We start from the raw sequence: 885 nt of genomic DNA on the forward strand, positions 1-885 counted from the left end.
CACCATGAGCACGATGCCGGCGACGGCGTAGCCGACGATCTTGACGACGCTGTAGTCGCCCTGGAAGTCGAACTCAGTGTCGAAGGGCCCGGGGAGTCCGTCCTCAGCCTCGACCTCCCTGCCGTCCACCAGCTCGAACTCCTTCTTGCCAGCGGTCGGCCGTCGGCGGTCGGCGGAACCTGTGGCCTCATCCTCCTCCACTGCGCCAGCCTTCGACTTCGTGGAGACCTGGATCACGTTCACCATGATGGACGGGCCGCCGGTCACCACCGCGTCGAAGCCCTCGTCCCCGGCGCCGTCAGCATTGTCCGCCTCCTCCGACTTGTCGAAGTCGGCCTTGCCGCCAGCACCGTCGAGCTGGGAGGCGTCGTCAACCGGCTCGTCAAACTCCTGGACAACGTAATTCAGAAAAACGTCCCAGGCATCAACTTCAACTGACCTCCTGCCTTCCAACCTGCGGAGAGGAGTTGTAGGTGCGCCACCCCAGGCTCCGCTCGATCGAGGTGCAGGGCTGGATGGAGTACTCACAGGTGTTCACGGCGCTGGTGATGACGTCGCAATGGATGGGGTTCCCCTCCCTTAGCTCGACCTCGTACACAGTGCACCACATGTTCACGCTCTTCGAGACGACGGTGTAGGCGGCGGTGAGGACCCCGAGGGCCAGGCACTTCACAGTCAGCTGCATCCTGCCAGACAGGGAGTGATCGAACCCATTACCAATCCTACCTCCTGACAGCCCAGTGCTAGGAAGTGGAGAGGACGTAAGGACGGGAGCAAGAAGCGACCACAGAGAGGAGCAAGAAGCCACCACGCCGTCGAGCCGCCGGCGTCCGCAACGTGCATGACTGTGCTCGACTCTCCTCCCAGGGTGTAACTCTTCTATCC

2 protein-coding genes are annotated in these 885 nt (G+C 62.6%); one reads left to right on the top strand and one right to left on the bottom strand.

The window, feature by feature from the left end:
• On the bottom strand, positions 1–453 hold a 453-nt coding region (locus GY812_02325; GenBank protein MCP4434319.1), incomplete at its 3' end, for a hypothetical protein.
• Positions 454–473: 20 nt separating this feature from the next.
• Here GY812_02325 and GY812_02330 point away from each other — a divergent pair.
• On the top strand, positions 474–638 hold the full coding sequence (locus GY812_02330) for a hypothetical protein (GenBank protein MCP4434320.1): 165 nt from the start codon (positions 474–476) through the stop codon (positions 636–638).
• Positions 639–885 lie beyond the last annotated feature (247 nt).

The organism is Actinomycetes bacterium (assembly GCA_024222295.1).
Lineage (GTDB): Bacteria > Actinomycetota > Acidimicrobiia > Acidimicrobiales > Microtrichaceae > JAAEPF01.